This window comes from Paenibacillus hodogayensis, from assembly GCF_039536325.1.
GTDB lineage: Bacteria > Bacillota > Bacilli > Paenibacillales > NBRC-103111 > Paenibacillus_AB > Paenibacillus_AB hodogayensis.
Genome location: NZ_BAAAYO010000010.1, coordinates 629684 through 656176 on the forward strand (window position 1 = coordinate 629684; position 26493 = coordinate 656176).

The following is a 26493-nucleotide window of genomic DNA, read 5'->3' on the forward strand; positions in this document are numbered from 1 at the left end:
TTCCAAAAATGATTCATTCCGCAAAAACGGACCATTTCCGCCTCCGGCGCGCTTTCCATAAAAGGCGAACGCCGCAAAAACGCTCTATATCCATTAAACGGCATCTCGCGTTACGATACCGGCAAGCGAACCCGAACCGGTCGCTATCGAGGCAACATCGGGGCAACAGGGTCGACTACAAAAGGGAGGTTGAACGACGGATGAAACGAACCTGGAAAACCGGAACCGCTCTCCTGCTCGCCGGCGCCATGCTGGCCGCTTGTTCGGCTAAAGAGGGCAACGGATCGACGAAGAGCGCGGACCCGGCTAAGCCGGCAGAATCCGCGGCCAAAGAGAAGCTGCCTCTGCGGCTGTTCATCGACGGGCCGGGAAGCGCCTTGCTGCCGCCCGAGCAGGACGACTTCGTCAAACAGGCAATCGAGAAGAAATTTAATGTGAAGCTGCAGATCGAGTACATGCCGATCGGTGACGATTACACCAAAAAGATCAACGCGTATTTGACGTCCAACGATCCCCCGGACATGTGGCGGGACACCAACGGCGACGGAGGCTCCAAATACGCCTTGGACGGCCTGCTCGGCGACATGAGCAAGTTCGTCACGCCTCAGGCGATGCCCAATTATTTTAAATATTGGGTGGACGAAACGACGCTTCAGCGTTACCAAATCCATAGCCAGTTCGTGCGGGCGCCGATTCCTTACAGCAAGGAAATTTACCGCGCTTGGTATATCCGCAAAGACTGGCTGGACAAGCTCGGTCTCCCGGTACCGAAGACGTACGACGACTATATGCAGGCTTTGCGGGCGTTCACGAACAACGATCCGGACGGCAACGGCAAGAAGGATACGTACGGCTTCTCTCTGGCGGCGGGCGGCGACGGCATCGGGCTGGATTGGCCGGAATACCGCAAAAACGGGCTTATTTTCGCGACGTTCCTGGAAAACGGCCAGTTCAAGGATATGCAGACCGATCCGCGCATGGAAGGCGTGTTGAGCGATATCGCGAAAGCGATCGGAGAAGGCGTGGTCGATCCGGACTGGTTCCTGAACAAATCGATGCAGCACGTCGACAAGGCGGCTCAAGGCAAAGTCGGCGTCGTGCTCGGGACGACGAAGGATTTCGCCCTCGATTCCAATCCGCAAAGTCTGCAAAGCAAGACGAAAGCGATTCTGCCGAACGCCGATTGGGTGCCGTTCACGCCGTTCGGCGACGCGCCGCTTCAATCCGGCATCGCACCGGCAAACCCGTTCCTGTTCCATAAGAACATCGTGGAGAAGCAGCCGGAGAAAGTGAAGCGGATTACGGAAATTCTCGATTGGCTGGCCGGGGAGGAAGGCTACCTGCTCACTCATTACGGCCAGGAAGGCAAGCATTATACGCGCGAAGGCAAGACCATCACGCTCAAGCCGGACGTCATCCAGGCAGACATCGTCAAGAAGGGCGACTGGCTGACCATCTGGGATTTCTTCACCCCGGAGACGCCGTCCGTCTTCGGCCTGAACGTCATCGACCCGCGGCAGACGGACCGGGACCGCGCCATTCTGAAGACGCTCGCCTCGATTCCGAGCGCTCCTTTCCTTGGCACCAGTCTGACGCCTCCCGCCGGCTTCGATCTCGCCGCCTTCCGCAAACGGCAGCGCGAGCTTCAAGCCAAAGCGGTGTTCGAGGAAAAATCAGGCAAAAACTGGCCGGCCTATCGCGAAGAGCTGATGGGCAAGTATAGCGGCAGCAAGCTGTTCGACGCTTACGCGGAGCAGATTAAAGCAGCCGGTCTGGTCAAGTAAACCTAGCTTCACAACGGTATTGCGGCAAGACCCCCCATGCAAGCAAGCCCCTGTCGCTCCGGTGTCTAACCGGCGCGGCGGGGGCTTGCTTGGCTTGCGGGCTGTTCTTATTCCAGCTTGAAGGCAATCGTAATGCCGGCGTCCTCGAACCGAACGTCTTTGATCGTCACGAGCGGCGGCAGCAGCTCGTCCGCACGGATCACGATCGGCTCGAGCGGCAACCAGGCATCCGGAACGCTCAGGCCGCGGATGCGCGGCTCCGTCGGGCGGACGATCAGCTCCGGTGATTTCCACTCCAGCGTGAAATCGATCGCTCCGCCTACGGCGATGCCGCCGACCGTCCTTATATTCACATAAGCGGTCAAGCGGCTGCCGCGCTGCTCGAACCGCGCTCCCTCGATCGTTGCGTTCGGACCGATCTTGGCGCGGGCCGCCAGCTGTTTCTTCAGAATGTCGTTCAAATCCCGCTCGCTCAGCCGCACCTCCAGCTTGCGGGCTTTGATCATCTCCAGCGCCTTTTGCGCGACGGGCACCTGTTCGTAGTCCAGGTTCAGCGCTTCCGTCGGCTTGACGTACATGATCGCCGCGCCGCACAGCACAACGATGGCCAGCAGCAGTACGGCCAACCCTATCATCGTTTTACGCAGCAACGGTGTCCCTCTCCCCTGGGATTCTATATGATGACTTTGACCGTTCTCTGTCCTGCCCGGTTATTGTGCGCCGGGGCCGTTCTGCCCTTGCTCGCGCTTCTCCTTTAGCCAGCGCGGAGCGCCCTTGTTCTTGCGGTCGGCTTCCCGCGCGGCCTTCGGCTTGCCGGCCGGACGCTTGGCCGGCTGAGGCGGGGCCGCCGGCCGATCGAGCTCTCTCTCGTTGCGCAGGCTGGCCGCTCCGAGCGTCCGAAAGCCGCCCGTACGCGAACGAAGCGGCGGAAGCTCCCCGGAACCGGAACGGCGTGGCGCGCCTTCTTCTTGCGCGGCCCTCACGGAAGCCTCGGCGGGTTTGCTCGCCCCCGGCTTGCCGGTCGCTGCCGCTCCTTTAGCGGTCACGGGTTTGCTCGCTTCCGGCTTGCCGCCGCCCGTCGTTCGTCCGGCCGTACGCGCTGCCGCGCCGCGAACCTGATCGGGTTCGACGATCTTGCCTTTGAACATCGCCTTCTGATGAATGACGATGCCGAGCTGCTTCTCGAACTTGCGGATGATGAACAGCTCGTGCTCCGTCACGATCGAGATCGACCATCCGCTGCGGCCCATCCGTCCGGTCCGGCCCGCCCGGTGCACGTAATGGTCGGCGTCGAGCGCCGGCTGCAGATGGAACACATGCGTTAGTCCTTCGATATCCAGCCCGCGGGCCGCGACATCGGTGGCGATCAGCGTGCTCAACCGTCCCGTGCGGAACCGGTTCAGCAGCGTGGTCCGTTCCTGCTTGGGCGCATCGCCGTACAGCGCATCCGCCGACAGCCCGGCATGCTGAAGCTTGGCGGCGACTTCGGCAATGACGTCGAGGTCGTTCACGAAGGCAAGCGCCGACTTCGGCTCGTACAGCCGGACCAGTCTGCGCAGCGTATCGATCCGTTCGCGCTCTTCGCAGACGAAGACGAGATGCTCGATGCCGCCGGCCGTACGCTGGCCCGGATCGATCTCGATTTCCTTCGGCGCGCGCATCCATCTGCCGGCCATCCGGCGCACCTCCGGCGGCAGAGTGGCGGAGAAAAACAGCAGCTGGCGGTCGCGCAGCGCGCCTTCGACGATTTCCTCCGCTTCCTTGGCGCTGCCGAGCGCAAACATCTGATCCGCCTCGTCGATGACGATCGTGCGGACGCGGTGCAGCTTCACCTTGCGCAGCCGCAGCAGCTCGGCGACCCGTCCCGGCGTGCCGACGACGATATGCGGGTGCAGCTTCAGCCGGTCGATCTGCCGGCTGATGGCCGCCCCGCCGATCAGCGCTTGTCCGCGAATGCCTGCCGGACCGCCGATCTTCTCGATCTCGGAGGCAATCTGCACGCCCAGCTCGCGGGTTGGCGCCAGCACGACTGCCTGCAGCTCCTTGGACGCCGGATCGATGCGCTCCAATATAGGCAGCAAATAGGCCAGCGTCTTGCCCGTTCCGGTCTGCGATTGGGCGAGTAGATCGGCTCCTCCCAAGGCGGCCGGAATGGCCTCTCTCTGGATCGGCGACGGCTCGGATATCCCGTGCCGGGCAAGCGTCTCGCACAGCACTAAGCCGATGCCGAGCGATTCAAACGTCGAATTCATAGATTCAAGTCCCTCATTTCAGTCATTCATCCCTTATGTTAAAAACTATACCATAACGGGCGCTCCGAAAGAAATGAGGCAATCGGGAATAGACTGGTTAGGCGTGCCGGCTTTCAAAGACGTAGCGGCCCGGACGGACATGAATGACGACCGCTCCCTGGACGGCTTCCACGCTGTCTATCCCTGCCGCGCTCGACCTGCGGGAGACGGACGCCTCATTTGCCGAAGCCCGCTGCCCGTCCGGGACGCAAGCGCCTCGGGTCCATACGGGCATGCCCGATTCCGATACGGTCAAGGCGCCGGGATGGTGCGACGGAATCCAGACGGACGCCGCCGATCCGACGGGAATCTCCACGTTCAGCTTCAGCTCCGCGCCCCCGGCCCCCTTCTCCCAGCGGACCTTGACTTTGCCGCGCGGGGTCGTGACGGAGCCTTCGGCGCGATCGAGGTTTTCCGGCACGAACGGCTTGATCCGGATTCGCCTCCATCCGGTCTCCGCCAGCTGAATGCCGGCCAAGTACTCGACCATCATTTTTGCGGGATAGGCGTTCCATGCGTGGCAGTGGGATTCGATATCGCGAAAGCCTTCCCATATGGTCCGGGAGCCTTGGCGGATCATATACCCCCAGCCGGGGAAATCGGTTTTGGTCAGAAGCTGGTACCCCTCCTCGGCCTTGCCTTGCCGAAACAGCACATGCAGCAAGTCGAGAGACAGCAGCGTCTTCGTCTGCAAACCCTGGGCCGCCACCGTCTCCAGCGCTTGTTCCTTGTGCTCGGGCGGAACGAAACCGTAATGCAGGGCGACGGCGTTCGTCCCTTGATGACTATTCTCGGACCCGTAGCAGTCCCGGAACCGTCGGTTGCCGGCATCGTACAAATGAGTCAAAATCGCGCCCTTCAGCGCCCGCGAATGCGAATCCATCAGCGCCGCCTCTGCTCCGTCGCCCATTGCGTCGGCCATCTCGGCCATCAGGTTCAGGTCATGCGCAAGCTTCATGTTCTGGACGGTCAAATATTCGCCGCTATGGTCGATTTCCGGGTAAGGGTGATCGCTGATATGCCAATGCCGCGGCTTCTTGATCCGGCTTCTCGGGACGAGCCCCGTCCCTGCGTCCGCAAGGCCGGTATAATGCAGCGCCATCCGCCGCGCAGGCCCGTAAAAGCGCTGCAGCAGCCTCGTATCGCCCGTATGCCGGTACAATTTGTGCAGCAGCGTGGGGAAATGCAGATCCCATTCCGGTATACGGATATGGAAATCGTGATGCTCAAAATTGGACGGATAGACGAACGGGAACGTGCCGTCGGCCAATTGGCCGTCTGTGAAGTCGGCCAGCACCTTCTCCACGATCGCCGCGGAATCGAACTGATTCAGCAGCAGTTCGGCCTGCAGATCGGAGTCGGCCAAATATTGAGCCTGTTCGCGGTGCGGGCAGTCGACGAGTTGCCCGAGGGCGTTGTTCTTTTGCGTCTGGACACATGCCTCGTACAAGTCGTTCAGCAATTCGGAAGACGAGCGGAAATCCCCAGTCCGGGGAAGCGCCGTATGGGCGGACACGATCTGAACGCCGCCTTCTCCGAGAAGCTCCTGGAAGCCTGTCACTTCCACATAACGAAATGCTTTGAAGGACAAGCTCGGCTCCCATATTTCAATCTCCGCGCCGGTCATCGTATATTCGTCATAATAATGCTCCGACGTTTCGTTGCATACGTTGTGCTTGACGTATCCCCGCTCGTCCAAATCTTCGGAGTAGCGCATGCGGACTGTCGCCCCGGCAAATCCTTTGACCGTCAGACGGGGCCAGCCCGAGACGATTTTGCCCGCATCGAACACCTGACACCCGATTTCCTGTACGTCCTTCGGCACGGGAACGATGATCTCGTCAACGTTACCTTCGGGAACGGCTTGCCACTTCATCGGCCAGCGGCATTCCCCGTTCTGAAGGGCCGGAACGGCTTTCGTGCAGCGGCCCTCGTATTCGCTCCTTGTCCAGCGCTCGTCCGCCAGGCGCGCATCGTAGGCCTCTACCGCCGTGATCCGGCGGTTTTGCTGATAGGGGGTGCCCGCACGATGGGGAATCACGGCCAAACAATCCCACGATTCGTCCGTCACGACGGATGTCGAGGTACGATCCGCATACTCGATATGACCCTGCAATAATAAGCCGGGGTACCCGTTCACGTAGTTTTGCCCGTCTCCGCCGAGATAGTGGACGATGGCAGCCAGACAGTTGTCCCCCGTGCGCAGCAGCTCCGTTACGTCGTAGGCCAAGTAATATTTGGTCTCCTCCGGATTGGTCGGCGCCGGCGAGCCGTACCCGGTCACTCTCCGCCCGTTAACGAACAGCTCCAGCACGTGATGGGCCGATACGAACAGCTTGGCGAGCCCGATTTCCCGATCCGCGCGAAACGTTTTGCGGAAGTAGGCGAAATCGTTCGTACGGACGTCGCCGGGCTTCCAGATCCACATCGCCTTCCATTGCTCCGGGAACAACCCCGTATCGAAGCGGACGGATTCCGATTCGGTTAAGCCGCCCTCGTCGTCCCGTACGATCGCTTTCCACCAATATCGTCTCTGTCCGCCGAGAGGCATCCCTTCGTACGGCACGAATAGCGGATGGCCTTCTTTGTACCCGCTGTCCCATATTTCGCCTTGAAGCCGGCCGGCCTCCTGCCTTTCGGCGGAGACGAGAATCCGGTATCCGGCCTGCGAAATTCCCCGGCGCCCCCCGCTCAGCTTCCACGAGAAAGCGATCGAATCGCCGTCTGCGCCCATCGGCTGTCCAATCCCGTTGACGCGCAAATCTTCAATGATCCATTCGGTGCGTTCCACGTCCATCTCAACCATCCCTTCGCTCCTTAATCAACAACATTAGGATAACGTCCGCAGGTCGAGATGCACATGGCGGATGTTCTCGGATAGATGGTCCATATTCCTTTCCCGTTCGCTTCGGTTACGTACGGAGCGCCGATTGCTCCAGCCGTTTCCGGTATTCGCTCGGCGGCATGCCGACCCGCTTCGTAAATGCCGAATAAAAGGATTTATAATCGGCAAACCCGACCGACGCGGAGATGTCCGTCATTTTCGCGTAAGGGTCCTCCATCCTTCTGCACGCTTCTTCGATTCTCAGCTTCTGCACATAGTCGGTTACGGTCATGCCGGCCGTTTCTTTGAACAGCTTGCAGAAGTAATTTTTGCTGAAAAACGATTTGGAAGCGAGACTCCCCAGATGGAACGGCCGGGCATAGTTTTGCTTCAGCTCGTTCATCGCCGCGTGGATGGCGTCGAGCCGACGGCCCATCTCCCGGTTGTCCGGGCTGCGGTCCATGCAGCGCATCATATGGATAATAAACTCGATGACATAGGCGCGTATGATTGAAATATATCCAGATTTCCGCCCGGTATACTCCGCATAGATGTTGTCAATCAATGCCTCGAATTGCTGTACCTCTTCATACGGCAAGCTGAGCTTCGGATGAATCGGCTTCTCCAGAAGCCCGTTGAACAAGTACGACAAAGAAAGACTGTCGAAGTCGTTGAAGTCGATCAAGGATTCGTCGATGAATCCGGGCTTGAACAATATATTGTACAGCACCAGGCTGTTGTCGGCGCTCTCGCGATAGAACGCATGGGACACCTCGTAGTTGATGACGAACAAGTCGCCGCGAGCGACACGGTGCTCCTTTCCGTCCAAAATATGGTACCCGTTGCCGCCCGCGACATAGCAAATTTCCACGAAATCGTGGGAGTGATAGATGCGATGTTCCTTCATGGGCTCGTGATATCGGACGATGCTGAACAGTTCTCCGGCTCGGAAATAATTCGAGCCGCTGTATCTGGGAGGAGGCTGATCCATCATCCTCGTTCCTCCGTTCGACGGCCGATTTGTCGACCTTTTCCTTCATTGTACCAAAGTTTCCGGTCCGTTCCCCTCCATGCATGCCAAAAAAAGCGGAAACCGCCTGCCGGAACTCCGTATCCCCGTCAGGTGATCGGTAGTACCGGCGGCGATTCCGCTTCTTCGGACTTTATGCTATTATGCCAGGCCGAGCATTTGCTTCACTTTGCTCAAATCATGCTCCAGCCGTTCGACAGCCGGGAAAGGCGCATGGCATTCCAGCGTAATCCAGCCGTTATACCCGGTTTCCTTCAGCGCGTCAAACAACGGCTGATGGTCGGCTCCACCTTCGCCCAAGCGGCATTGCAGAAACTTCTCGTTCCCGTGCTTCGTCAAGTTCGCGAATGTGCCCGGCGCGCCCGTTTCGGCTACTCGCTTCTCGTCCTTCACGTGGACGTGGAACATCCGCTTGCCGAGACCGATTACGGAATCGCGCCCGTAGTCGGTGTCGGTAATGTACATGTTGCCCGCGTCGTGGATCAGGCCGATATTGCTCTCGCCGACGAGCTCCACCAAACGCAAGCCGGACTCGACCGACTCGGCCAGCGAGACGTTATGAATTTCCAGCACGATGCTTTTATTCAGCTTGGCCGCTTCCACCGCGCATTTGCGCAGCCAGAAAGCCGCTTTTTCGTAGTGGTAGTTCTGGGCCAGAAAAGCGTTCGGACCTCCCGCATTGACGCGGATGAAGTCTGCGCCCAGCGTGCCGGACGCCTCCAGGATGCGCTGGAAGTCGCTGAACGCCTGCTCGCTATCCTTGTCGCTTCCGGTGGAGAAGCCGCCCATGTAGCCGGCAATGACCGGAATTTCCAGCCCGATGCCGTCGGCTACCGCGCGCATTTCCTTGATGCGGGCCGCGCTTGTCGTCGCCGACAAATGCGGTTCGCGGGCCGCAATCTCAATGCCGTCGAAACCGATTTTTTTGGTCAGATGCATCGCTTCCTGAATGCTGTGGTCGATCAAAACGCCGCTGAATGCCGCTAATTTCATCCCCGCTTCTCCTCCAGTTCGTATACGAGCTCGCCGTCCTTATACGTTTGCAGCGGCCGGATCCGGTCTCCCTGCCGGTCGAACAGGACGATGTCGGCCGGCGCCCCGGCCGTCAATCCCGAGCCGGCGTCCAGCTTCATGAAGCCGGCAGGACGCACCGACGACATCTCCCAGGCGTCGGCCAAGCCGGCCAGCCCGGTGCGGACGACGTGCTCGATGCCCCAGAGCAGCATTTGCGCGGAGCCGGCCAGTATCTTCGGATTGCTGGCCAGCGAAAGCCGGCCCTCTTCGGTCAGCACGACCTTGCCGCCGACATGCGTCGTATATTCGCCGGACGGCATGCCGCACAAGTACACCGCGTCGCTTACCATCAGCGCCTGCGCGCCTTTCGTCTTGAAAATGACCTTCAACACCGCTTCCGGCAAGTGGAAACCGTCGGCGATCACGCACGACCACAGGTCGTCCTGCGCCAGCTGCTCCCAGATGTAGTTCGGGTGGCGGGGCATCGTGAGATGCGCGCCGTTGCCCAAATGCGTCGACATGCGCGCGCCTGCCCGCACCGCCTCGCGGATTTGCTCCGGCGTGGCGGCCGTATGGCCGATCGACACCGTCACGCCGCTGGCGCTGCATTTGGCGATAAATTCCGCGCTGTTCGGCCATTCCGGCGACAGTGTGAGAATGCGGATGCGCCCGCCGGCGGCGCGCTGCCACCGCTCGAACATATCCCAGTCCGGGGCGCGTACGTAAGCGGCGCTATGCGCGCCTCTCGCTCCGTCCTCGGGGGAGATGAACGGACCTTCCACGTGAATGCCTGCGATCGAGCGGTTCGTACGGGCGTCGCTATCGCAAGCCTGCGCGATGATTCCGGCCGCTTCCTCGATCGCCTCCGGCGAGTTCGTAATGATCGTCGGATAGTAGGACGTGACGCCCTCGCGCCACAGCGCGCGGCTCGCCTTGACGACCATCTCCGCCGTAAACGGCAGCGTGTTGAAATCGTCGCCGTCGTAGCCGTTAATCTGCAAATCGACGAGTCCGGGGGCGATAAAAGGGAGCGCCCCGGCTTTGTCCCCGTCTCCAGCCGTAAGCGGTTCCACCGCGGCTATGCGGCCGCCGGTTACGGCGATCCTCACGGCCCGGCCGGTCGCATAATGAATGCCTTCCAGCACCGTCGTCCGATTGTCTGCTTCGTTCCCGCTCATCGTTTCACGCTCCATAGGAATCGCGGTCCACGTACAAGGTGCATGCCGGGTGGCGGCGCAGCACGGTGGACGGGCATTCCGTCGTTATCGTTCCGTTCAGGGTGCGCTGTACCGCGTTGCGCTTCGTCGGTCCCGGCACCATACAGTACAAGTAGGATGCAGACATCATCGTCGGTATCGTCAGCGTCAGCGCATGGGTCGGAACGTCGTCGAACGTCGGGAAGCAACCGTCGTTCACTTGCTGCTGACGGCAAGCGTCATCGAGCTCCACCGCCTTGATCGTATACGGATCGGCAAAATCGGCAACAGGCGGATCGTTAAACGCGATATGTCCGTTCTCGCCGATGCCGAGGCATACGATATCGATCGGAGCTTCGCGAAGCAGCTCGCCGTACCGGCGGCATTCCTCCTCGATCGTGGTCGAGCTGTCGATCAGGTTCACCTGCCCCGGCTTTACTTTGTCGAACAGGCGCTCGCACAGAAACCGGCTGAACTTCTGCGGCGCGTCGTTCGGCAAGCCGATATATTCGTCCATATGGAAGGCGGTGATGCGCGACCAGTCGATGTCCGGGTCGGCGGCCAGCGTCTCCAGAAATTCGTTCTGCGAAGGGGCGGCGGCAAAAATAATCCGCAGCCGGTCCCGCGTGCCAAGCAGCTCCTTGATCGTGGCTGCCGCCGCGCGGCCCGCCGACGTGCCCAAATCCTGCCGGTTCGCGTATACGTTTACCTTCAAATTGTCTACTGATTCCGCTTTGATCGGTTGTGGCTGCAAGCTCATGTCAATCTTCCTCTCGAATCAATTCTTCGATCGCTTGTCTGATGATAATCTCTGTTTCCGGCGCGAACGCCGCGGGCAAAGCGAAATAGACAGCCGACTCTTTCCCTTCGTAGCCGCCCTCGGCTATTTGCGCGGCGGTCGGCACATAACCGACCATCCCGTTGCTGTACCCCATCGGAAGCGTGCGGTTGCCGGCAAGCCGCTTGATGTAATCACCGTATTCGAGCACGACTTCCCCGTCCATGGCCAGAAACGACAATTGTTCCGCCAACCGGATAAACGTAAGCTCAAACGGAATATGTGTCCCCAGCTTGCCGGATGGGCTCCTCAGCTTCTCGCCCCATTCCGCCCGGACGCCGCCCTGGGCAATCGCCCCATCGATCTCGGCTTGCGTCGGCACCGTCTGGAACGGCAGCTGCGCCACGATTCGCCGGCCGGTTACCGGAGCTGCAGCCAGAGGCTGCATCGGCATGGCGAGTACACGCTCGACCTCATTGGCCAGCGCCCGGCCGAGCCGGGCCACGTCGCGCTCGCTGCCGGCATAGAACTTGTTTTCTCGGTGCAAGGCCGGACGTATATTGCCCGTGCAGCCCTGCAGGAACGAGACGACCGTGCCGCAGCCGAGCGTCGCTTCCAGCCGTTCGGCCGCCGCGCCGGGATACTCCGACGTGACGAAGTTCGTATTGGTAGTCGTCGGGTGGCACGCATAATGAACGAAGACCGCCTTGGCCGAGCCGTCTCCGCGTCGGAAACGGACGACGTTGACCGCCGGGTCGAACAAGCCGTCGAAGTTCGGAGCCATCGCCATGACGCCCCCGACGAATTTGCGGCGGTTGATGCCGATCCGGCATTCGCCGACGCCGCGCTCGGCCGTCACCGGCTCCAGTCCGGCGACCGCCTCCTCCACGCCGCGCAGCAGCAGCCCGTCCAGCCGCTCCAGATAAGCGCTGTCCGGCAAACCGAGCGTATCGCAAAACAAGGTGGTCGTTTGCGGACCGCCATGCGTATGCTGGGCGCTCAGAATAATATCCGACGCCCCGATGCCGAATCGTTCGCCAAGCGCGAGGCGGATACCCTCCATCCGCTCGCTGCCCCACCAGATGATGTCGCCCTGGGCGATCAGCACCCTGCGGCGGGCCGCTCCTTCCCCTTGCTCAAACACGTTGACGCGGACGAAGAGCCGCCGGTTGATCCCTTCGAACGGTCCTTTCCGATGCCCGAAGCCCGCCAGCGGCACCGGCTGCTCCGGGGTAATGTCGATCTTTGCGGTCCCAAGCAGCAGTTCGACTGCTTCGCTCATCCGGACACCTCTTCTAACTTAATCGGTACTCCTTTCGCGGACGACTCGTAGATCGCCTCGACAAGCTGAACCGCGCGGAGGCCGTCAATACCTTCCAAATAAAGCTTCTCGCCCGTTTCGATGGCAGCGATGACGTTCTCCATCTGAACGCGGTGGTTGACGTGGGAAATGCTGCGTGGATCGGAGACGCCGCCGTAGCTCGTATTGCTGCCAAGATCAGGCTTCTCCACGCCCGGAACGGTCCAGTGCGTAATATCGGACCCTTCCAGCTTGATCGTGCCGTTTTCTCCGTACAGATTCATCACGGTGGCAAAGCCGGGCTGAATGCTGGTCGACGCCATAATCGTGCCGAATGCCCCGCTCTTGAACGTCAGCAGCGCAAGCCCCAGATCTTCCGCTTCCATGCGATGCGTATTCGTCGCCGTCTTGCCGTACACTGTATCGACCAGACCGCCGAACCAGAGCAGCAGATCGATGGAGTGGATGCCCTGATTCATCAGCGCCCCGCCGTCCTGATCGATCGTGCCGCGCCACTCGGCGCTGTCGTAGTACGACTGCGCACGGAAGAACGGCAGCGAAACTTCTACAAGCAGCAGCTTGCCGAGGGCTCCGCTGTCCAGCACCCGGCGCACGGCGACATGCTGGGCCTCGAAGCGGCGCTGCGAGATGACCGAAAGCGTCACGCCGTTGTCCTTCGCCGCCCGGATCAGTTCCAGCGATTGCTGCGTCGTCATCGCGATCGGCTTCTCCACGATCAGATGTTTGCCCGCGCGAAGCACGTCCAGGCCGATCGGGGCATGGCTGCCGCTCGAGGTGGTGACGCAGACGATGTCGATCTCCGGGTTCGCGAGCAGCTCCTTGTAATCGGTCGCATAGCCGCAGCCTTCCTTATCGGCGAACGCCTTGGCGCGCTCCTCCGTCCGGTTGGCGACGGCAACCAGCTTGCCGCGCTCCAGTTCCTTGATCGCTGCGGCGTGAAAATCGGCGATCGAGCCAGTGCCGATAATGCCGAATCCCCAAGTCTTCACGCCCGCTCCCCCGCTTCCCGTACGAGCACGCGCAGCGCGTCCAGCGTCATCCGCGAGCCCGCCTCCTTCGTGCCGCCTTCCGGCTTATAGTGCGTCTCGATCGTAAAGAGGCCGTCGTAGCCGTCTTCCTGCAGAGCGCGCAGCTGGGCGATAAACGGCACATTGCCGGAACCGACCGGCACGCAGCGCGAGGAACCGTCGGGCAGCACATAGGCATCTTTAATGTGAACGTGTGCAAGAACGTCTTTGACGAACCCGTATCCTTCCGGAAATGCCGGTCTGCCGCCATATGCCTCGTTGCCTGGATCCCACAGCGCCTTCATTGCCGGTGAATCGACCGCGCGCACGATTTTGCCAATTTCTTCGGCAAATCCGCCGTTGCAGGCCGGTTCGTTTTCCTGAAGCAGAATGACACCCTCACGCTCGGCAATCGCCGCCGCCTTCTTCAAATGCTTGACGATTTCTTCAAAATGCAACTCCGGCTCGGTTTCCCGCCAGAAGGAAAAAATACGGATGTTTTTGGCTCCGAGCCGCTTCGTGATCGCGATGACGCGCTCCAGCTTCTCGTGATGCGCCTCGACGCTCTCCTCGGCCTGTCCGAACACGTCGCCCGATGCGACCGGCCGGTTCGGGTCTAGCGCGCATTTGTAGACCGGCGAAGCCACAGCGGTTACCGACAGCCCTCTCGCTTCGACCTCCGCGCGCACCTTGTCCACTTGCTCGTCCGTCATATTCGCGATGTTGACGCCGTCTACGACGCGCAATTCAATGTGTTTGAGTCCTTGCTCCACGATCCAGTCCAACGATTTTACGAATTGATCCGGATACACCTCATCCGTCAATATCCCCAGCCGATCCAGTACCAAAACCGCTCTCTCCCTTCGACTCGCGCGGGCGCTTGATGAGCCCGCAGCTTTCCTTTTAACTATACCAAGGTTGGACGGGGAAATGTTGATCTTTCTTACGATCGGAGTTAGCTTTTTTTTCGTTAGCTTTCTTTACTCGTCCCGCTTCGCCCGAACCTGCATCTTAGTTGTATCACACCTGGGCCGCTTCATAAAGAGACATTTCGCATTCCGCTTCTCGATTGCCTCGTTTTCCGTTATAATTGGTAAAAAAACGACGAGAACGGAAGGTATGCATGAGACGCGACAACGAATTCCGCTACTCTCGCCTGGCGCATATTCTTCGCGAGCAGATTATGTCGGGCTTTATCAAGCCGGGTCAATACTTGCTCTCGGAGAACGAGCTGTGCAAATATTACGGCCTGAGCCGCACCTCGGTGCGCAAATCTTTGGAGCAGCTCCAAAAGGAAGGGCTTATCGTCAAAAAAGTCGGACAAGGCACGATCGTCGCGCCGGACCTCGTCATTCCGACCGGTGAACGGCGCACACTGCGCATCTTGGCCGCCTCCCCCTCGCACTTTGTCGATAACTGCCTTGGCCTGATGATCGAGGCGTTCCAGAACAGCTACCCCCACGTCGACGTCAAGCTGCTCAGCTTTCCGAGCTGGAACTTCTGGGACTCGCTGAGCGCGGGCGGGGAACTCGGCCCTTGGCCGGATCTGGTGCTCGTCACCGACCGCAATTTCGCCGAGGCGGACGGTTCCGCCGCATTTTGCGATCTAAGCGCGATCATGGCCGAAACGATCGGCGACATGTACCCGCGCGTCATCGAGCCTTTCCGCAAAAGCGGGGCGCAGTTGGCCGTTCCCGCAACTTTCTCCCCGGTCTATTTGGCCTACAATCCGGAGTTGTTCGCCCGGTTCGGCGTAGCGGAGCCCCGGCCCGGCTGGACGAAGGAAGAGCTGCTGGAAGCAGCCGGACAATTGACCGTCGATCTCGACGGCGACGGCATGATCGACTATTACGGTTTGTCGCTCTCGTCGTATTTCAGCCGCTGGCCGGTCGTCGCGCTGCAAAACGGGGTGAAGTTCGGCGGCGTAGGCGAACGCGAACGGGCCGAGCTGGCGGAATCGCTCGCTTTTTTCCACGACGCTATCTACCGCAAACGGGTCGCGACGCTCTACCAGAACTGGCGCTCGCGCATCAACGCCGACGCCTTCCCGCGCGGCAAAGCCGCTATGGTGATGACGACCACGATCGAGATGGCCGGCTGGCGCAGCGAGCATCTTCCCTTCGAGGCCAAAATCGCCTCGCTGCCGTTCGGTCCGGTTCCGTCGACGCTGCTTGTCGCCAACGCCTTCATGATGCCCGAGCAGTGCCCGGACCGCGAGCTGGCGGCGGCTTTTTTGCGGCTGGCGCTCGATCCGGCCCTGCAGAAGCGGATTGCGGCGGAGACGGGCTTCCTGTCCTGCCTTCCCGGCGTGAACGAGGCGGTATGGGACCCGGCCAGCCTCGCGCTGCTCAACATCGCCGGCGGCCGCATCGAGAACGGTTTGTTCGCCCACGAGCTGTTCGCCGATCTGGACAAGCTGGACGAACTGGATACGGAGATGGATTTGTTCTGGGCGGGACTCGAATCGGCCGAATCGCTGGCAGGCCGGATGGCGGATATTCTGGCCAAGGATTGACTCCGCGTCCGGGAGCTTGCATAAAGGAGAGTCAACGATTTCGGGCATACCGAGAGCGGGCCTTCACGCCTTCACGCCGGAAGCTTGCGCAGCTGCGAAGTCCTAGTAGGCGCCGCCCAGTCCGCTCGCTCTATGGAATCGGCTTCGACAAGCCTTCGCGTACGAAGGCTTGTTTGCGTTGCCGGCGCCCGCTTTGCGCCGCCATTCCCCCTTGCGCGCTGCACACGCTGCACGCTCGCTGCCGCCCGTTCTTCCGCCGATTCCGCCACGTTCTCCCGATGAGACTTGTCCATCCCGGCTTTTTCGCCCCCTCCCGCCAAAAGCGACGACGAGACCACCCTTTTTTCCGATTCCGGGCCTATCCGATCAGGTCCTATTACCCGTATTTCGCCGATGTTATCCATCATCTTCCACACTTATCAGCTTGAAGTCCCGAATTGTCCCGGAACGGATTGGAACTTTTTTCTACGAAATTTGTCGTTTTGGAAAAGGAGTATGCAGTTTCTTGTCGAATACTGGTTTATGGCAAGGATGACTATAGCGAAGGTGGGATTTTTATGAAAGGGACGTTGTCGAAATTGCTCTCGCGGCTGTCCGGACTATGGGGCAGGGCGAGAGACAACGTGTCCTCAACCGACATGCGGCAGCTGGGGCAACAATTGAAAGCGCAAAACCCGATCCAATCGGTCGGCACCAAGCTTCTCCTAATCTTTTTCGTGAGCATCGTGTCGTTAGTGCTCGTGGTCGGCATTTTATCCTATCAGATTTCCAAAAGCGTCATTAAGAACAAGGTCGCCGACGCTTCGCAGCAGACGATCTCGCAAGCGACGGACAAGGTCGATTTCTTGTTGGAAAGCCTCGAGAACATGAGCGTTCAGATCATGTCCGACGATGCGGTAGCCGAAAACCTCGGCAAATATAAGGACAAATCGCTGAGCCAGTTCGACAAGCTGCAGGTCGGACAAAATATAAACAACCGTCTGAAAAGCTACACGCTGACGAACAACAAACTGGCGGATATCAACATCGTGCCTATGAGCGCGGGCGTCACCGACTCGTACACCACCTCCTCGACGCTGAAGGAGGAAGTTTTCAAGTCCGACTGGTTCAAAAAGGTCGTCGAAGCGGACGGCAAAGCGGTATTCCTGCCGTCCAGCAAAGCGGGCTACATCACATCCCCGAATACGTTCGCGGTTGCGCGCGTGCTGCGCAACATCAAAACGACGACCATCGAGGGTCTCCTCGTTATGGAAGTCAAGGTAGCCGCATTGAGAGACGCGCTCGGCGTCGTGTCCATTGGCGAAGGAAGCGATGTGAGCATCGTCAACACGGACAACAAACTTATTTTCTCGGAGCAGTTGGACAAGATTGAGGGCGACTACATACTCGATATGAAAAGCCGTATTGCCGGCGAAGAGAAGCCGTCGGGCAATTTCGAGACGACGCGGGACAAAGACTCCATTCTCGCCGTGTACGACCCGATCGATAGGTCGGGCTGGCTGCTGGTCGGCATGATTCCGGTCAGCGAGCTGGTCAAAGACGCTTCCATTATCTACAAACTGACGATCGGCATGGTGATCGTCGCCATGGTGCTCGCCATTGCGGTCGGGATGCTGATCATCCGCATGATCGCCCGTCCGCTCGTAGCGGTGCGCAATCTGATGGTGGAAGGGGCTCGCGGCAATCTGACCGTCCGGACGAAGACGAGCTCGCGCCGGGACGAGATCGGCCAGCTGTCAATCAGCTTCAATGAAATGATGGAGCAGATTACATCGCTTGTCTCGCAGACGAACGTATCCGCCCAGGAAGTGCTGAACACGGCCACCGAGTTGTCCGACGCTTCCAAGAAAACGTCCCTCTCGGCGAAGGAAATCGCCGTTGCGACGGAAGAAATCGCCAGCGGCGCCTCCAGTCTGGCCGTCGAGGCGGAACGCGGCAGCGACTTGACCGGAAGCATCAGCCTTAAAGTCAATCATGTCGTGGACGCGAACAGCCTGATGGAGACGGCGGCGTCGGAAGTGCAGGCGGCCAGCCGCAAGGGCGCCGACTACATGTCCGAGCTGATCACGAAGACAGGCACGACCGAGGATATGATCCGCTCCATGGCGGAGAAGGTCGAGAAGCTGCAGGAAAGCACCAGCTCGATCCGCAAAATTCTCGATATGCTCAACAATATTACGAAGCAGACGAACATTTTGTCGCTGAACGCCACGATCGAAGCGGCGCGGGCAGGCGCGGCGGGCAAAGGCTTTATGGTTGTCGCCGACGAAATCCGCAAGCTGGCCGACCAGTCGAAGCAGTCGATCGATGTGGTAGCGCAAATTACGGATCGTATCCAGACGGAAATGAAAGAAACGGTAGGCGTCTTGTCGAAAGCTTACCCGATCTTCCAGGAGCAGATCTCTTCGGTCAAAAACGCCGACGACATCTTCAAGCAGGTGCAGTCCCAAATGGACGGCTTCGCCGGCAAGCTGCAGGAAGTTACCGTCTCCGTCCAACAGCTGAAAGATTCGCAAATCGTGCTCTCGGAGGCGATGGGCAACGTCAGCGCGGTAGCCGAGGAATCGTCCGCGACTTCCCAGGAGGTCGCATCGTTGAGCTCCGAGCAGTTGAGCATCAGCGGCGGTCTCGTCCGACTGTCCGAGAAGCTGGAGCTGCTGTCCAACTCGCTGAAGGAATCGCTGAGCAAATTCTCGATTTGATCTACGGCAAAAAAAGCACCCTCCGCTTGCACGTTCAGCGGTCCGGGTGCTTTTCTTAGTGCGGTTCGCCGCCGGCCCGTCCGTATAGGGCGGCGACGCGCAGCTCTTCGTTCGTCCAAGGCGCAAGCGGCGGGGAAAACCGCACTTCCCCGATGCGGATGCCGATCAGCTTGTCGGCGATCGCCTGCTGGAAGCGCACGATGGCGCCGATATCCTTGCGCAGCTGCTCCCCGTCTTCAGCGGCCGCTCCGGCCGCCTTGGAGTCGGCCGTGCTTTCAATAATGCGGACCATCGCTTTCTGGCTGCGGGCCAACGATTCCAGAATATCGAGCTTCAACTCCCGCTCCCGCTCCAGCCATCCCATTACGTATCGTCTCCCATGCCGCCGAACAAGCCTCCCAAGCCGCCCATGCTGTCCATACCCGAATCTTCGCTTTTGTTGAGCACGACTTTCAGGTTTTTGGCCAGCGCGTTTTCCATTTTGGTCAAGCCATCGATCAGTTCGACAAACGATTCGTGCATTTCCAGCGGCTTCTTGAGCTGATCCTCGTGGTTGTTGTAGCATTGATGATTCAAATGCACACAAATCCAGTCCCGCGATTTTTCCGCCTCATTCGCCTTCGCTTCCAGAATCAGCGAGATGTCGTGCTGCATTTTGGCCGAAGCCCGCAGCATCCACATGAACGATTCCGACCGTTCCACCGTGCTCCCCCCTTGCCGGGCCGGCAGCCTGAGCCGCCGCCGCTTCTTATTCCTCGTCCTGCTCGGACATTTCCTTTACGACCATCTCCAGATGATCACCGATCGCATCGGCCAGGTCCGCGAGGCTGCTCAAATACGCCGATACGTTTTTAGTCAGGTCGATCGAATTGCCGGCAATGGCGTCCGTCCCGTCGAACTGAACCGTTTCGTTCGGCAGCGCCGAGACGATATGCGACAGGTTGAAGATCGATTGGCGCTTCGCTTCGAGCATCCGGGCCATTTCACAATGCGACTTGGCCATATGAGCGATAATTAACGTCACTTCCTCCTGCACGAAGCCCACCTCTCCTTTATAAGCCCCGCCGAGCGGGACTCTGCTTCCCCTTATTTTATGAACGATCCAGCATGAATGTGCTCCTATCCTTGCGACAAACGCATTTTGCCGATAAAAAGACGCTCGCTCCGGCGCACGTTCGTCCGGCGCGCCCGGCCCATTTCAGGGGCCGAGCAAACGGAGCATGGCCGCAAGCTGGGCCAGATCGACCGTCAGATCGTCATGAACGTGCCCGACCAGGCCGACCCCTTCCTGCGCGGTCAACCGTCTCCCTTGGCCAATCAGATAATAATAATCCAGTCCGGTATAGCTGCTGATGTGCCAGAAGCAAGGATACATGTAATTGGGGGCAAATATATCGACAACGCGGGTCCCCGGCCGGCAAAACATCAGGTTCGTCAGACTCGCCCCGTGCGGAGCGACGATTGTACGGGCCGACGCGAACAGTCGAATCTGCTCGGCCACCTTCATGCCCGACAGCGCTACCGTGCGGAAGCCGTGCGCGGCCAGCAGACGGACGACGTCCGGCTCGTTGAGCACCCTGCGATGCTTCGCGTCGCCGCGGCTGATATAGATGCGCTCGTAGCCGCCCAACGGCTCGGGGCGCACCGCCTGCGTCAACCGCTCGCGCATATATTCGACCGACCAGCGGGGAAGCGGATTGACCGTAAAGGGCAGTAGCCGGTAAGGACGCAGCGAAGGAACGACCAGCCGCTCGGCTTGGAGATGAAGTCCCTCGTTCGCCCGAATAATCCGTTCCGGTCCTATGCCGAGCATAGCCAGCGTCTCCAATTGGAACGGCGCCGTCTCCCCTCCCGCAATGATATATTTGTCGATGGACAGACCGCTTGCCTCCAGCAGCCGGATTCTGCCGATTACATCGGTCATCCAATGGAAATAATTGCGGCTCCACACGAATGTGACAACGGCGACCGTCTCCGCCCTATGCATGGGTTCGCCGAGCTGCCGGCGCCGGAATACCGGATGCGGCCAGTCCGGGATAAGGAAATTGAGCGACACGTCCCGGATCAGCTTGTTGTCCGGCGTTATGACTGCTGCGGCATCGTCCTTGTCCGCCCAGAACCGGCCGCCCGGAATGACCCCCACGTAGGCTTCGGGCACACGCAGCAACCGCTCGGCGAATACCGGGTGCAGCGCAGGGTCCACCGTATGCGGAACCGTCAGTCTATGCGACCGGGCGGGAAACAGGACGCGGCTCAGCGCGGAATCCTTCGCGCCGGCCGCCTGCGCCTCCCGGATCCAGTCCATCAGCGTGTCATGGACGCCCGTTGGAACTTCACGCATGCTTCTCACCCGCTTCCATCAGCTTAAGAGTCGCATGCAGCAGATCCGGATCGACCGTAATGCTGTCCGTACGGCCTTCGACGTCTTCTTTGGCCGTGTGGGCAGCCTGCGGCTCGCCGCGGCCGACGGCATAGTAATAATCCAAACCGGTCTGACAGCTCAAATACCAGTACACCGGGTTCATATAGCCCGGGGCGTACAGCTCCAGCACCTGCGTTCCCGGCCGGCAAAACATCAGATTGGCCAGACCGGCTCCATGGGGAGCAACGATCGCCTGCGCCGACGCGAATAGCCGCACCTGCTCGGCTACCGGCATCCCGGCCAACGTCACCTTGCGGTAGCCGCGTGCCGCAAGTATACCGTACAGCGCGTCCTCGTTGGTCACGGGACGCACCTTGGCGTCCGCGCGGCTGATATAGATGCGCTCGAAGCCGGGCAGCGGCTCCGGCTTCACGATCCTGAGCAGCCGTTGACGCAAGTAGCGGCATGCCCATGGCGCCAGAGCATGCGGCACGAACGGCTCCAGCCGGAACATTTCCAGCGACGGCACGACAAGACGCTTGGCCTGCAGATGCATCCCCTTCCGGCTCCGTATCGTCTTGCTCCGCGGAATGCCCAGCATGGAGAGTGTCTCCATCTGGAAAGAGGCGGAGCCTTTGCGATTAATGATGTATTGGTCGATCGCAATGCCGCTTCGCTCAAGCAGGTGCAGCCGGGCCAGCACCTCGCCCAGCCAATGGTAATAGTTCGAGTCCCAGACGAAGGAAAGCACGGCGACCGTCTCCTCCGTCTTCACCGGGGGCGGCCCGCCCTCCTCCGCCTCCACCCGGAGCCTGCGCTTCGAGCGCTCGTACTGTAGCGATACGTCCCGTACCGGCTTGCCGTCCGGAGCGGTGATCGTCATCTCTCCGTTATCCGCTACCCGGTATCGTCCTTGCGGAAGCACGCCCACATAGGCTTTCGGCACGTAAAGCGAGCTGGCCCGGAAAGCCGGGTGGAGCGGCGTGTGCACGCTTTTCGGGGCGATTAGCCTAAGCGTCTCTTCCGGATACAAAACCTGCTGCATGTCGGGGATGGTGCTCTTGCCATCCCGCGTCGTCTTGATCCAATCCCAGAGCGTAGCATAGATCCCCGGCGCTTCCTGCTTCATGCCGACCTGCCCTCCCCTCGGTCAGTTCACCTTCTGCAGCACCATCAGTCCGTTCCAGAAAGTCGGGTGCCCGTTGCTCGCCGTCGTCTCGTCCAACAACAGCTTGTATTGCCCGGGATGGGCCTCCATGAAATCGAATGTCGCCTGACGAGGCTCCGGCCAGTTCGTATCGTCGACGAGAATGATGCAATCTTGCTGGAAGTAAGGCTCCGCCACTTGAAGTCCTTTCAGCTGATTGTCATAATCGTGCGGGCCGTCGAAGAAATACAAGCCGATCGGCAGCCGGTGTACCTGGGTGAAGTAGTCCACATAATCCATATCGTAAAACGAATGAGCCGGTCCCTTGTGCTTGTTGAAGCGCTGCATAAATGCTGCCCGCGGCCCCTTGAACTGCGAAAAATTGTCCACGCCGATACATAGCTTGGTCGGGTTGTTCAGCAATCCTGCCAAGTAGGAGAAGCCGTTCCATACGCCGACGTTGACGAAGCTTTGCCCGCCGGGCAATTGACTGACCGTCCGGTTAATGATCGAAGCGATGGCGTAAGAGGACATTTTCGGCATTTTCCATATGCTGTTAACGGCATTTCTGAACCGTTCTTCGTCCTCCGGCAATGTCGTGTTGGAAAACTCCAGCAATGCGTCGGTGCCGTACAGCTTTTCCTGGGGTACCGGCGTTTGCGGCTGAACGAACCGGAACGATATACCGGTAACAAACTGCTCGTTATTCATGAATGACTCATTCTCCTTTCAAATTCACTTGCGTATGTGCAAGGCGCAAACGCTCTATCCAACACATGCGAACTCTCTCGGGCATGCAACGGCGGCTTGCCCGCGGACATCCGCCCTAAAGTCGGCGGAAGCCGCGGACGGGTTACCAGAGGAGTCCGTGATAGCGGCTCCCCTCCGGCGTCGGGTCCAGCGCGCGGACCAGATCGATAATCGTTTTGGATGCGGGCAGGCTGCCGACGAAGGCGCGAAAAGACTCGCTCCGCTGGGCAATGACGATGGCGTCGGCAAACGCGGCTACCTGTTCTGGATCGCGGGCCAGCAGACGCGTCAGATGCGGAACGGCCGTCTCCATATATTGCTTATTCGCGCCAACCAGCCGCGACGCGAGCACATGCGGGTCGTAAATCATGACTTCGTAGCCTTTGCCGATCAGCAGCTCCAGCAGCTTGACGACCGGGCTTTCGCGCAGATCGTCGGTTCCGGACTTGAACGCCAGCCCGAGCACGCCGATTCGCTCGTGGCCCGAAGCGATAATCAGCTCCAGCGCCCGTTCGATCTGCAGCTCGTTGCTTCGCTCGACGCTGGACAGAACGGATAGCTCGACATGCTGTTGCCGGGCAAGGGCGTTCAGCGCCCGCAGATCCTTAGGCAGGCACGAGCCGCCGTATGCGAAGCCCGGCATCAGATACGCCGGAGAGATGTTAAGACTGCGGTCGTGGCAGAACAGCTCCATGACGCGATGGGAGTCGACGCCGTACGCTTTGCACAGCGCGCCGATCTCGTTGGCGAAGACGACCTTGAGCGCATGGAAGGAATTATTGACGTATTTGATCATCTCCGCCGTCTCCCTCTCCGTCTCCAGGACCGGCGCGCCTAGCGGCTCGTACAGCCGGCGCAGCATGGCGAGCGCGAGCGGGTTGGTCGTGCCGAGCAGCGAATACGGCGGGTTGTAATAGTCCTGAATGCTGCTGCCCTCGCGCAGAAATTCCGGATTGCTGACGACGGCAAAGTCGCGGTCGGGCGCAAGCCCGGACTCGGCCAGAATGCGTTCGAATTCTAGGCATGTGCCGGGCGGCACCGTGGAGCGGATCATAACCGTATAGAACCGGCCATGCTCCCGGCCCGTTAGCGCATCGCGGATTTGCCGGGCAACGTGCCAAATGTAGCTTAAATCCGGCAGCCCCGTCCGGCCGGAGGGCGTGCCCACGCACACAATCGTGATGTCCGATAAGGCGACGACGCGCCGGATATCCGGTTCGATCCGCAATCGGCCCTCCTCAACTTGAGAAGCGATAAGCTCTTCCATCCCCTTCTCGACGATTGTCGGCTTCCCTTGCCGGATCAGCTCGGCTTTATGGGGGTTCGTATCGACCCCGTAGACGCGATGGCCCATCTGCGCGAGACAACCGGCGGAGACGCAGCCTACATATCCGAGACCAAAGATCGATATGGCAAAAGGTTCGAGGTTGTCTGCCATCTCGCTTCATTCACCTCCCGTATTCGCGTGGCGTATTTGGCGATTTCCGCAACGACTTTTGCCGCCGTTTTCGGCATGGCGTATTTCTCCAGCAATTCGGCCCGGGCCGTACGCCCCTTCCGCTTCGCCTCCACTTTCCGTTTCAAGACCATGCGCATATTGCGCTGCAGGTCGCTGATGGACGGTTCCGCCCAATAGTGGCCGTTGAACATATCGTTCTCGTGGTTGGCGATTTGCCGGAACCGCTCGACGGCGACCAGGAACGAATTCTCGCCGTGCATGAAGTCGGTTTGACCGCTCCAGTCGGTGCCGATACAAGGCAGCTCCATGAGCATCGCTTCGAAAAACGGCCTCCCCCACCCTTCACCCCGCGTAGGCAGCACGAAAGCGTCGCTTGCCCGGTATAGCCCGAGCATCTCGGACGTCGTCAGCATCTGGTCGATGACGTACACGGACGGTCGGTCGCGGGCCGGCTTCGGATGGCGGGCGATCAGTTCCTCGACCTTGTCGCTTTTCGTATGGTCGCGGATTTTCACGACCAGGGCAACGTGATCGGCGGCGGAAAATTCGTTCAAGTACGCCTCAAGCAGCACATCGTAGCCTTTGCGTTCCTTCAGGTCGAATACCGACAGGAAAATGAACGGTTCGGATACGGGGAGCTTCAGCGCCGGACCTCGCGGCTCGTACAGGCTCATATCGAAAAAGTTGGGTATCAGCCTGAGCGGCACGTTCACGCCGGACGCCCGGAACGAGCGCAAATTAAACGAGCTTTGCACCCAAACTTCGTCGAATTTGTTCAACTCCGGCACCCAGAAAGCCGGAATACGGTCGGTTTCAAAGGTGGTTCTGGCGATATTGACGCAAAACTCCGGACGGTGCCTCACATGCGAACCGACCCCGTTATACAAGTACAGATCGTGAGAAGACAGCTCGGTATGCTCGAAAGAAGAGATGTACCGGGTCTCCTGCGGAGTGAGCACCAGATTCTTTTCCTGGCGGTCTCTGGCCGCGATGCGCACCTGGTAGCCGGCCTGATCGAGGAAACGCAGCAGGATCCGGTTTCCTTCGGCCAGCCCGTGCCCGTTATAGAAAATGCCTTCAAGTAAGATGTTCATCAGCCGCCCCCCTTCTCTCCAATTGCCGAACGTATTTATCCAATTCCTCGTCAATTTGGCGGGCAACCTTCACCATGCCGTATCGGGCCAGCAATTCGCTTCTCGCCCGCCGGCCTTTTTCGGCCGCCTCCTCGCGCCGCTTGTAGACCCGCCTCATGATCGTTCTCAGATCGGAAACGGAAGCCTCCGCCCAGCAATGGCCGTTGAAAATCGGATTTTCGTGCGCCTCGATCCGAACGAGCCGCTCTACCTCGATCAAATACGAATTGCCGGGATGCATAAACTCGGTTTGACCGCTCCAGTTCGTTCCGATCGTCGCCTTCTCCATCAGCATCGCTTCAAAAAACGGACGCCCCCACCCTTCCCCCCTCGTCGGCAGCACGAAGGCGTCGCAAGTCCGGTACAGGCCGAGCAGCTCTTCTTCGCGAAGCATCTGATCGATCAAATAAACGGCCGGCAGTTCCACGCCGGTAGCCGTATACCGCTCGATCAGCGAAGTGAGCTTATGGACTGGCTCCGGGTCGCGGACTTTCAGAATAAGAGCCGCGTCGTCGCGCTGCGAGAACTCGGCATAGTAAGCCTCTAGCAGCAGATCGTAGCCTTTGCGCAGCTGCATGTCGAAGACGGACAGAAACTTGAAGGAATGAGCGATCGGCAGCTTCAACTTGTCGCCTTGCGGAACGAACCGGTCGAGATCGAAAAAATTCGGCATCAGGCGCAGCGGAACGGTCACGCCGGAAGTGACGAACGTACGCCGGTTAAACTCGCATTGTACCCATACCTCGTCGAATTTGTTCAGCTCCGGTACCCATTCCTCGGGAATACGGTCGGTTTCAAAAGTAGTACGGACGATGCTGAAGCGGTAATCGGGATTATGCTTGACCTCCGTGCCGACCATGTTGCACAAGTACAAATCGCGGGAGTCCAGCTCGGTTTCCTCGAAAGCCGCAATCGCGTCGGCCTCCTCGGCCCCTAACACGAGATCGCGGTCCTTTCCGTCTTTCGCGGCTATACGCACCCGGTGTCCCGCTTGATGCAAGAAACGCAGCAGCATCCGGTTTCCTTCGGCGAAACCGTGTCCGCTGTAAAACATTCCCTCCAATAAAATATTCATAAAACGCACCGCCTTCGTACCGTTTCCTTGCGGAAAGGGGCGTTTTCTTGTTTTATCGTATTTCCGCCAATAGCCCCGCGACACCCGCATATGTCCATCCCCGGC

General features: G+C 59.6%; 23 protein-coding genes. 3 read left to right on the forward strand and 20 right to left on the reverse strand.

What is annotated here, in order from left to right:
- Positions 1–200: 200 nt before the first annotated feature.
- A complete protein-coding gene (locus ABD796_RS21820) occupies positions 201–1784 on the forward strand; it encodes an extracellular solute-binding protein (RefSeq protein ID WP_344911754.1) in 1584 nt (527 codons plus the stop codon).
- Between the two features lie 107 nt (positions 1785–1891).
- On the opposite strand, the gene ABD796_RS21825 is transcribed toward ABD796_RS21820, so the two are convergent.
- The 10 genes from ABD796_RS21825 to ABD796_RS21870 form a co-directional block, all read right to left on the reverse strand.
- Positions 1892–2434 carry a hypothetical protein gene (locus tag ABD796_RS21825; RefSeq protein WP_344911756.1) on the reverse strand — a complete coding sequence of 181 codons (543 nt, stop codon included), beginning with the start codon at positions 2432–2434 and terminating at the stop codon, positions 1892–1894.
- Positions 2435–2494: 60 nt separating this feature from the next.
- Positions 2495–4036, reverse strand: a complete 1542-nt coding sequence (locus ABD796_RS21830) for a DEAD/DEAH box helicase (protein ID WP_344911758.1) — start codon at positions 4034–4036, stop codon at positions 2495–2497.
- Positions 4037–4133: 97 nt separating this feature from the next.
- On the reverse strand, positions 4134–6881 hold the full coding sequence (locus tag ABD796_RS21835) for a family 78 glycoside hydrolase catalytic domain (RefSeq protein ID WP_344911759.1): 2748 nt from the start codon (positions 6879–6881) through the stop codon (positions 4134–4136).
- Between the two features lie 106 nt (positions 6882–6987).
- Complete coding sequence (locus ABD796_RS21840; RefSeq protein ID WP_344911762.1) at positions 6988–7893, reverse strand: helix-turn-helix domain-containing protein; 906 nt, start codon at positions 7891–7893, stop codon at positions 6988–6990.
- A gap of 177 nt (positions 7894–8070) precedes the next feature.
- The gene (locus tag ABD796_RS21845) at positions 8071–8922 is read right to left on the reverse strand and encodes a sugar phosphate isomerase/epimerase family protein (RefSeq protein ID WP_344911764.1); all 852 of its coding nucleotides are present in this window, start codon (positions 8920–8922) and stop codon (positions 8071–8073) included.
- Positions 8919–10121, reverse strand: a complete 1203-nt coding sequence (locus ABD796_RS21850) for an N-acetylglucosamine-6-phosphate deacetylase (RefSeq protein ID WP_344911766.1) — start codon at positions 10119–10121, stop codon at positions 8919–8921. Before ABD796_RS21850 ends, ABD796_RS21845 begins: the two co-directional genes overlap by 4 nt.
- A 4-nt stretch (positions 10122–10125) precedes the next feature.
- The gene (locus ABD796_RS21855) at positions 10126–10899 is read right to left on the reverse strand and encodes a glucosamine-6-phosphate deaminase (protein WP_344911768.1); all 774 of its coding nucleotides are present in this window, start codon (positions 10897–10899) and stop codon (positions 10126–10128) included.
- A 1-nt stretch (position 10900) separates the two neighbouring features.
- Positions 10901–12199, reverse strand: a complete 1299-nt coding sequence (locus tag ABD796_RS21860; protein ID WP_344911770.1) for a neutral/alkaline non-lysosomal ceramidase N-terminal domain-containing protein — start codon at positions 12197–12199, stop codon at positions 10901–10903.
- The gene (locus ABD796_RS21865) at positions 12196–13227 is read right to left on the reverse strand and encodes a Gfo/Idh/MocA family protein (protein ID WP_344911772.1); all 1032 of its coding nucleotides are present in this window, start codon (positions 13225–13227) and stop codon (positions 12196–12198) included. The genes ABD796_RS21860 and ABD796_RS21865 overlap by 4 nt, the downstream gene beginning before the upstream one ends.
- Complete coding sequence (locus ABD796_RS21870; protein WP_344911774.1) at positions 13224–14093, reverse strand: sugar phosphate isomerase/epimerase family protein; 870 nt, start codon at positions 14091–14093, stop codon at positions 13224–13226. The genes ABD796_RS21865 and ABD796_RS21870 overlap by 4 nt, the downstream gene beginning before the upstream one ends.
- A 275-nt stretch (positions 14094–14368) precedes the next feature.
- Here ABD796_RS21870 and ABD796_RS21875 point away from each other — a divergent pair, with 275 nt between their 5' ends.
- Entirely contained in the window at positions 14369–15760 is a 1392-nt protein-coding gene (locus ABD796_RS21875) for an extracellular solute-binding protein (protein ID WP_344911776.1), read from the forward strand.
- 71 nt (positions 15761–15831) lie between these two features.
- On the opposite strand, the gene ABD796_RS21880 is transcribed toward ABD796_RS21875, so the two are convergent.
- On the reverse strand, positions 15832–16053 hold the full coding sequence (locus ABD796_RS21880; protein ID WP_344911778.1) for a hypothetical protein: 222 nt from the start codon (positions 16051–16053) through the stop codon (positions 15832–15834).
- A 264-nt stretch (positions 16054–16317) separates the two neighbouring features.
- On the opposite strand from ABD796_RS21880, the gene ABD796_RS21885 reads away from it, so the two are divergent.
- Entirely contained in the window at positions 16318–18462 is a 2145-nt protein-coding gene (locus ABD796_RS21885) for a methyl-accepting chemotaxis protein (RefSeq protein ID WP_344911782.1), read from the forward strand.
- Positions 18463–18517: 55 nt separating this feature from the next.
- On the opposite strand, the gene ABD796_RS21890 is transcribed toward ABD796_RS21885, so the two are convergent.
- From ABD796_RS21890 to ABD796_RS21930, 9 genes are all read right to left on the reverse strand, one after another.
- Positions 18518–18826, reverse strand: a complete 309-nt coding sequence (locus ABD796_RS21890; RefSeq protein ID WP_344911786.1) for a hypothetical protein — start codon at positions 18824–18826, stop codon at positions 18518–18520.
- Complete coding sequence (locus ABD796_RS21895) at positions 18826–19164, reverse strand: alpha-helical endospore appendage domain-containing protein (protein WP_344911789.1); 339 nt, start codon at positions 19162–19164, stop codon at positions 18826–18828. Before ABD796_RS21895 ends, ABD796_RS21890 begins: the two co-directional genes overlap by 1 nt.
- Before the next feature lie 46 nt (positions 19165–19210).
- The gene (locus tag ABD796_RS21900) at positions 19211–19498 is read right to left on the reverse strand and encodes a nucleoside-diphosphate sugar epimerase (RefSeq protein ID WP_344911794.1); all 288 of its coding nucleotides are present in this window, start codon (positions 19496–19498) and stop codon (positions 19211–19213) included.
- Between the two features lie 162 nt (positions 19499–19660).
- A complete protein-coding gene (locus ABD796_RS21905) occupies positions 19661–20803 on the reverse strand; it encodes a glycosyltransferase family 61 protein (protein ID WP_344911796.1) in 1143 nt (380 codons plus the stop codon).
- Entirely contained in the window at positions 20796–21953 is a 1158-nt protein-coding gene (locus ABD796_RS21910) for a glycosyltransferase family 61 protein (protein WP_344911799.1), read from the reverse strand. Before ABD796_RS21910 ends, ABD796_RS21905 begins: the two co-directional genes overlap by 8 nt.
- 21 nt (positions 21954–21974) lie before the next feature.
- A complete protein-coding gene (locus tag ABD796_RS21915) occupies positions 21975–22682 on the reverse strand; it encodes a class I SAM-dependent methyltransferase (protein WP_344911801.1) in 708 nt (235 codons plus the stop codon).
- Positions 22683–22824: 142 nt separating this feature from the next.
- The gene (locus ABD796_RS21920; protein ID WP_344911805.1) at positions 22825–24159 is read right to left on the reverse strand and encodes a UDP-glucose dehydrogenase family protein; all 1335 of its coding nucleotides are present in this window, start codon (positions 24157–24159) and stop codon (positions 22825–22827) included.
- Entirely contained in the window at positions 24105–25274 is a 1170-nt protein-coding gene (locus ABD796_RS21925) for a glycosyltransferase (RefSeq protein ID WP_344911809.1), read from the reverse strand. The genes ABD796_RS21920 and ABD796_RS21925 overlap by 55 nt, the downstream gene beginning before the upstream one ends.
- On the reverse strand, positions 25258–26388 hold the full coding sequence (locus tag ABD796_RS21930) for a glycosyltransferase (RefSeq protein WP_344911813.1): 1131 nt from the start codon (positions 26386–26388) through the stop codon (positions 25258–25260). The genes ABD796_RS21925 and ABD796_RS21930 overlap by 17 nt, the downstream gene beginning before the upstream one ends.
- Positions 26389–26493 lie beyond the last annotated feature (105 nt).